This window comes from Ferruginibacter sp., from assembly GCF_031430955.1.
Taxonomy (GTDB): domain Bacteria; phylum Bacteroidota; class Bacteroidia; order Chitinophagales; family Chitinophagaceae; genus Ferruginibacter.
The window spans coordinates 1-4,505 of sequence record NZ_JANPCM010000442.1; the positions used below are offsets into that span (position 1 = coordinate 1).

Genomic DNA, 4,505 nt, shown 5'->3' on the forward strand with positions numbered 1-4,505 from the left:
CGGAATTTATTTTGTAACTGTTACTGATCTTTTAAATAATGAAAAACAAACCTACCGTGTTCTTTATAAATAATAGGGTTACTGCTTTTATTATTTTTATCTGAAGGTAAAAATATTTTTAACAGTAATCAATCAGGGAATTATAATAATCTATATATTAATAAATTAGAATTAAAGATTAAAGAAACGGTTATTGTATTTGCAGCAACCGTTTTTTTAATCTTTTTCGTGGCTGCTTCTTGTTTTTAATGAACAGTTAGGGGCTTTATATTTTCCCTTTATCATCCATAATTGTTATAAAATGGTTTCATTTATCAGTGATGATGAGGGTATGTATATCTGAGAGACAACTTTTTGTGTTAAAGGTGCGGTCACACTAATATATACATCATCATTTCATGGATTTGGTGCGATTTTTTATTTTCCAAACCTTGAGTTTCATTTTATGTTATTATAAAAAAGACTGATAAAAGACATAATCTAAACCAATTCGAAATAATACTCAAATACTAATATCGATTTGATGTAGCTAAAAGTATTGGCAAGGGGCGATAGTTCGAGACCTGTCAAAAAACCAGGAATTAAAATTACCCACTCAAACCTTACGCCAGTAGCACCTATCTGTAAAATAGGCTTAACCAGTATTGGTTTAACTTTTTGCTGGCATTAGCAACCTTTATTCTTTACTTATTATTAAGATTTATACCACAGCCTTTCTATCTGCATTATTTTAAGAGTCATATTAATATGACGAATAAAACCCACTCTTTAAAATATTTCTTCAGCCGCTTTACATCAATCTGTTTATCTTTTTGTTAACTGCGGTATAAATTACTTTAACAAATAGGGGGTAGTCAACTGGTATAAACAAACGGTTTAATTATTGCAGCCTGTAAAAAAAATGGGGTTTTTAAAACCTTTTCTGCTTTTATTTCGTTAATAGTTTTTTTAATCAATAAATCAATCAACAAAACAAATTTTTATGAAAAAAATCCTTTTTATGGCAGCAACTTCTGCCTTGTTTCTTACAGCTTGTAATAACGGCGAAAAAACTGCTGAAACAACAACTACGGACACTACTAAAATGATGAGTGCTGATACTTCTAAAATGATGCCTGCCGAAGAGCCTGGTGTTATGGTTGGTGGTTCTAAAATGGTAGCTTCAAAAAATATAGTTGAAAATGCAGCAGGTTCTGCAGATCATACTACATTAGTTGCAGCAGTAAAAGAAGCGGGCCTTGCCGAAACTTTAAGCGGTGCAGGACCATTCACCGTTTTTGCCCCCACTAACGAAGCATTTAATAAATTACCAGCCGGTGCTGTTGACAATTTATTAAAGCCGGAAATGAAAAAAGATTTAACCGGTGTTTTAACTTACCATGTTGTACCTGGTAAAATAATGGCTGCCGATTTAAAAGACGGACAGAAATTAAAAACTGTACAGGGCAAAGATTTAATGGTTACCGTAAAAGATGGTAAAGTAATGATTAACGGTGCTAATGTAACCATTGCTGATGTAGTATCAAGCAATGGTGTAACACACGTAATAGATGCAGTGTTAATGCCAAAAAAATAATTCCGTAAAATAAAAAAGTAAAAAAGGAGCAGCTAAGGCTGCTCTTTTTTTTGCTGAAAAATAAATTGCTGTTTATAATAGTATTGATTGCAGGGAATGGTTCATAAAAAGTAATTAAGCTTGCGTTTAAAAAAAGGACTGAGATTAATTTGAAATTATATAGTATATAAGGTTGTTTCCACTATTTTTTATAACAAATTATTTTTACAATTCCCCGTAAATTGAAAAATATACCGGTATTAAATTAATTCTGTTTGTTTTTATAATAAAACCATGGCACGGTTATGGTAATGTAGTTAGTACAAAATCAATATCACTTCTTTTAAAATAAGCTTCATAGTCAGAAAAGTTTTGTATAACTGCAGAACAGGAAATTTACCGGTAACGGGTTACATAAAATCAAGATACATAGATCAACTTAATCATTGAGAATACTGCAATAGTTCTTTTGCTGTAAAGTAAAGCAAAAGGAATATTTGTGGGTAAAGCTAAGTATTGTCATCAGCTTTAATTTTAAGCAGCCCGTAATCATTTCTGCAAATCCTGTCTCTAACCGGAATGTCCACCATTCCTTAATGCCTGCGGCTACTGGTTGTCGTTAATTACATTATTGGAGGCATGTAAACTATGAATGTGCAATGCAGGTGAATTTAATACTCGTCCCTGCAATCAGATTTAGTAAATAACAAAGGCTCAAAATTATTCACAATCAACTAAATCAATTCTCATGCGTACAAAATTATTATTATTACCAGCCGCAGCAGCACTACTGGTGGCATTATCAGGCGGCTGTAAAAAAACTATGGACAGCGATATGTCCTCTGCCAATATTTCAAATTCTTCAAAATTAATTGCACTAAATTCCAACAATGTGCTGCAGCCGCAGGCAGGTGTAGCGTTGGGTCTTGCAGGTAATTTTGCAATTCTGTCAAAATCCGGAATTACTAATGTTTTTCAATCTGCTATTACCGGTGATATTGGAAGCAGCCCCATTACAGGCGCAGCAATTTTAGTAACCTGTGCAGAAGTTTCCGGTACTATATATTCTGTTGATGCAGCCGGACCGCTGCCCTGTACAGTAAATAATGCCACAAGGTTAACTACGGCAGTCGGCGATATGCAAACCGCATATACCGATGCAGCAGGACGATCTAACCCTGATTTTATTAATTTAGGCGCAGGGAATATTGGCGGAAAAACACTTACACCGGGTTTGTATAACTGGACAAGTGCATTGATCATACCAACCGATATCACCATTTCCGGTGGCCCCAATGATGTGTGGATTTTCCAGGTTTCAGGAACATTGATCATGAGTTCTGCAGTAAGGATTACTTTGGCCGGTGGAGCCCAGGCAAAAAATATTTTCTGGCAAACTTCGGGTGACGTTACCTTAGGAACTACCAGCCATTTTGAAGGAATAATATTAGGACAGACTGGTATTAACTTACAAACAGGTGCAAGTATTAACGGAAGGCTGCTGGCACAAACTGCAGTAACACTGCAAATGAATACTGTGGTGCAACCCCAATAAATTAATGAGAGTTTAATAATAATGGAGCTGGTTTTATACCGGCTCCATTATTATTAATATTATTACTGTGGTTTCTTATCTCCACTTAATTATTTGCGTAAATCAATTTATTATTTTACAGTTTTATTTTTTTATTCATGAATTTTTCTCCATTCAACTGTACTATCCGCAGCTAATTTTATTACTAATGTTTTAGTATGCAAAGGAAAAAAACCAATTCGATTTTGTGCTATGCTGTAAAATAAATAGTTGCTGTCAATCTTGTCGGGTTGGCCAAGAAGGGCCACAACAGAATCTTTTTTCCAGCCCTTCAGTTTATTATTAGTTATTAAGTATGTAAGCAATTCATCTCTGTAAGGATAATCATCACCGTCCTTAGTTCTCCATTTGGTGGTATCAAATTCAATAGCAGTGGTTGTTTCGCTAACTTCTTTTTTTGCTTTACCATTATTGCAGGCCAGGCAACAAATAGCAAGCAGCAACAGAAGGATCTTTAATTGCATAAAAGATACATTTAATTGCAGCAGACCCGGGTGATTATTATCCATTATTTGCCACTTTTTTTACTATAGCTTTTTTGTAAACAGACCAAAGGCCAACATATATTATCCATAGAATGGAGAATGCGATCAGGCCTTTCAGATTAGATTGAATATCCTCTATATCATAACGGCCATGTATTTTTTTGTGGAATAACTTATTAGAATACTCCTGCGCATACTCAATAGCTACACCAAATAAATACAGCACGCCAAATATTAACAGATGGATAGTGATTTTTTTATTTGCGAATAACAGGTTTACAAATGCTGCTGCAAAAAAATAAAATAGCGCATGTAATTCTTTATCAAAATGCCTGAACACCGATGGCAGTTTTGTCATAAATCCAAATATAGCTAATGCAAAACAAGCACTAAGTAAAAATATTTTAGTCCAGTTATTTAATAATAATTTCATTACTTGATACCTGATAATTGTCAGTCAAAAATAAGGTTTTTAAGAGTGACTAAATCCGCCTTGTTTTGTGTTTTACAAAACGTTCTTTGCGGTCTTTGCTATTATTTCCGCTTAATTATTTGAGGTGTGGTAAAAAACGGAAATAGAATTCCTTTTTTAATGGTACAAATAAATTTAGATTATTAGTGTTTTGCAATTAAGATTAATGCAAATACAGCTTAGGGGATATTAGCAATATAAAAGTATTTTACCTGCAGCAATAGGTTCCACTAAAAGCTCAATAAAGTTATTCAGTTGAACTCAGCCCTTCCTTTCTCATAGTAAACTATGCCAATGCCGCCCCATCAAAGCACAAATGCCCGTCCCAAAATAAACCTACCCTGCAACGCCATCTCAAATAAAAACCGTTGCACCAACAGCGTATTTTATTAACAGCTT

At 34.1% G+C, this 4,505-nt stretch carries 4 protein-coding genes; 2 read left to right on the plus strand and 2 right to left on the minus strand.

Annotated elements, in window-relative coordinates:
* Positions 1–982: 982 nt before the first annotated feature.
* A complete protein-coding gene (locus ACY65O_RS12235; RefSeq protein WP_462221139.1) occupies positions 983–1,576 on the plus strand; it encodes a fasciclin domain-containing protein in 594 nt (197 codons plus the stop codon).
* 727 nt (positions 1,577–2,303) lie between these two features.
* The gene (locus tag ACY65O_RS12240; protein WP_462221140.1) at positions 2,304–3,110 is read left to right on the plus strand and encodes an ice-binding protein; all 807 of its coding nucleotides are present in this window, start codon (positions 2,304–2,306) and stop codon (positions 3,108–3,110) included.
* A gap of 131 nt (positions 3,111–3,241) precedes the next feature.
* On the opposite strand, the gene ACY65O_RS12245 is transcribed toward ACY65O_RS12240, so the two are convergent.
* Both ACY65O_RS12245 and ACY65O_RS12250 read right to left on the minus strand, forming a co-directional pair.
* Positions 3,242–3,658, minus strand: coding sequence for a hypothetical protein (locus ACY65O_RS12245; RefSeq protein WP_462221141.1), 417 nt, complete (start codon positions 3,656–3,658; stop codon positions 3,242–3,244).
* Positions 3,651–4,067 (minus strand): hypothetical protein, encoded by a 417-nt coding sequence (locus ACY65O_RS12250; protein WP_462221142.1) that lies wholly within the window; start codon positions 4,065–4,067, stop codon positions 3,651–3,653. The genes ACY65O_RS12245 and ACY65O_RS12250 overlap by 8 nt, the downstream gene beginning before the upstream one ends.
* Between the last annotated feature and the right edge of the window lie 438 nt (positions 4,068–4,505).

Bases quoted from the DNA above. Each gene is read 5' to 3' on its own strand.
- ACY65O_RS12235 (WP_462221139.1), top strand. From the start codon at position 983: ATGAAAAAAATCCTTTTTATGGCAGCAACTTCTGCCTTGTTTCTTACA.
- ACY65O_RS12240 (WP_462221140.1), top strand. From the start codon at position 2,304: ATGCGTACAAAATTATTATTATTACCAGCCGCAGCAGCACTACTGGTG.
- ACY65O_RS12245 (WP_462221141.1), bottom strand. From the start codon at position 3,658: ATGGATAATAATCACCCGGGTCTGCTGCAATTAAATGTATCTTTTATG.
- ACY65O_RS12250 (WP_462221142.1), bottom strand. From the start codon at position 4,067: ATGAAATTATTATTAAATAACTGGACTAAAATATTTTTACTTAGTGCT.